The following is a 2,351-nucleotide window of genomic DNA, read 5'->3' on the forward strand; positions in this document are numbered from 1 at the left end:
CTCCAGCTCGAGGGCACCGGCCAGTGGCTGAAGGGCAAGAGCCTCGACACCTTCGCCCCGCTCGGTCCGTGGCTCGTGACCGCCGACGAGGTCCCCGACCCGCAGGACCTGCGCCTGTGGCTCAGCGTCAACGGCGAGACCATGCAGGACGCCTCCACGGCGGACATGATCTTCCCTGTGGCCCACCTGGTGAGCTACATCAGCCGCCACATGACGCTGCTGCCGGGCGACGTCATCGCGACGGGCACCCCGCATGGCGTCGGCATGGGCCTCCAGCCGCCGCGGTACCTGGAGGACGGCGACGTCGTGGAGCTAGGCGTCGAGGGCCTCGGCCAGCAGCGGCAGGTCGCGCGGCGCACGGCTCAGCAGGCTTCGCCGGTCCCGCGGAAGCGGCGCTGAGCGCTCCACACCTGGCAGCGCCGCCGCGGGCTCTCCTCGGTCGACCGAGCCAGTGGCTCGACCGCTCGCCTCCTGGGAGATGCCGCCGTGCCCCTACCCGCAGCAACCGCCGCTCGCGAGGACGGGGACCTCACGGTCCGGCTCCTGCCGAGACGGACCGGCCTCGCCGCCCGCGGCGCAGCACGGCTCGCCCTCCGCCCCGCAGCACGCGACGTCGGCGCCTAGCGGGTTCGAGGAGCAGACGCCCGTCTCGGGCAGCACGAGCTCCACGCGCCGCGCGGCCTCCACGTCGCCGGCCAGGAACGCGACCACCGACCGCACCTGCTCGTACCCGGTGAGCATCAGGAACGTCGGCGCGCGGCCGTAGCTCTTCATGCCGACGACGTAGTAGCCGGCCTCGGGATGCGCCAGCTCCGCCTCGCCGTGAGGGGGTACCGTGCCGCACGAGTGCACGTTGGGGTCGATCAAGGGCGCGAGGCGCACCGGCGCCTCGGTCACGGGGTCGAGCTCGAGCCTCAGCTCCCGCGTTACGTGCAGGTCCGGCCGGGAGCCGGTGGCGGCGACGACCTCGTCGACGACCAGGCGCCGACCGTCCTCGGCCACTACCGCCAGGCCCTCTGCGGTCCGCTCCAGGCGCTCGACGACGAAGCCGGTGACGAACCCCACCCCGCGGCGCGCCACGAGCGCACGCGCGCGTGCGCCGAGGGCGCCGCGCTCGGGCAGCGCGTCGGCCTCGCCGCCGCCGAACATCTGGCCGGGATCGCTCCGCCTCACGGCCCAGACCACCTCCGTGCCGGGGACCTCGTCGGCCAGCGCCGCCAGCTCGATCACGGCGTTGAACGCCGAGTGCCCGCTGCCGACCACGAGCGTGCGCTTCCCCGCGTAGCGCGGCCTGTCCTTCCCCAGCGCGTGGGGGATGCCGTAGCGGACGCGCTCGGCGTTCTCCCGCTCGCCCAGCGCCGGCACGCCGCCGGCTCCCAGCGGGTTGGGCGTCGCCCACGTGCCGGTGGCGTCGATCACGGCCCTCGCCCGGAGGCGTACCTCGCCTTGCGGGCTCTCGGCGACGACCAGGAACGGCGCACGCTCCCGGCCGCCGGACTTCATGCGGTCGAAGCCCAGGCGGGTGACGGCCGTGACGCGGTGCCCGAAGCGGAGCATGGGCGCTACCTCGGGCAGCGCGGCGAGCGGGTCGAGCAGCTCCGCGACGAGCTCGGCGCCGGTCGGGTGGGCCTCGGGGTCGGGATGCTGCCAGCCGTGGCGCTCGAGCAGGCGCCTGGCCTCGGGGTCCACGAGGTAGCGCCACGGCGAGAACACGCGCACGTGACCCCACTCGAGCACGTTGTTGCCGACCCGGCTCCCGGCCTCGAGGACGAGCGCGGGCAGGCCGCGGGCATGCAGGTGAGCGGCGGCCGCGAGCCCCACGGGCCCGGCCCCGAGGACCGCGACGGGAAGTTCGTTGCTTGCAAGGACGCTCATGGTCGGGTCTCCTCGACGGTGCCTCGCCTTCGACCGTCGTCGACGGGTGAGGCTGCAGGGAGGATAGTCGTTACATCGATGCCTGTCAATGTGTCGCGGCGGTGCGGCGTGAACACCCTGGGGCGCCCCGCGCGTACATCGACTATCATCTATGTCATGGCCGCCCTGCCGGACGCGCTCAGGCTCCTCGGCGACCCCACGCGCTTCAAGATCCTGGGGTTCCTCGCGGCGCCCGACCAGGGCTGCTGCCCGAGCGACCAGGGCGTGTGCGCCTGCGACATCGAGGCGTTCCTCGGCCTCTCGCAGCCCACGGTGAGCCACCACATGAAGCTGCTCGTCGACGCGGGCTTGGTGCGCGCCGCACGACGCGGCCGCTGGGTCTACTACGAGCTCGAGCCCAACGCGCTGCGCGAGGTAGCGGCGGCGCTGGAAGAGCTGGCCGCGGCGGCCGAGGCGGTCCCCGCGGACGCTATGGC

At 74.0% G+C, this 2,351-nt stretch carries 3 protein-coding genes; 2 read left to right on the top strand and 1 reads right to left on the bottom strand.

Translation table 11 applies throughout. The features are described from left to right. The coding region (locus VF202_13460; GenBank protein ID HEX7041120.1) for a fumarylacetoacetate hydrolase family protein at positions 1 to 399 on the top strand (399 nt) is incomplete at its 5' end. A 93-nt stretch (positions 400 to 492) separates the two neighbouring features. On the opposite strand, the gene VF202_13465 is transcribed toward VF202_13460, so the two are convergent. Next, positions 493 to 1,875 (bottom strand): FAD-dependent oxidoreductase, encoded by a 1,383-nt coding sequence (locus tag VF202_13465; protein HEX7041121.1) that lies wholly within the window; start codon positions 1,873 to 1,875, stop codon positions 493 to 495. 156 nt (positions 1,876 to 2,031) lie between these two features. Between VF202_13465 and VF202_13470 the strand changes: the two genes are divergently transcribed. Further along, on the top strand, positions 2,032 to 2,351 hold a 320-nt coding region (locus VF202_13470; protein HEX7041122.1), incomplete at its 3' end, for a metalloregulator ArsR/SmtB family transcription factor.

The sequence above is a fragment of the Trueperaceae bacterium genome (assembly GCA_036381035.1).
Taxonomy (GTDB): Bacteria; Deinococcota; Deinococci; order Deinococcales; family Trueperaceae; genus DASRWD01.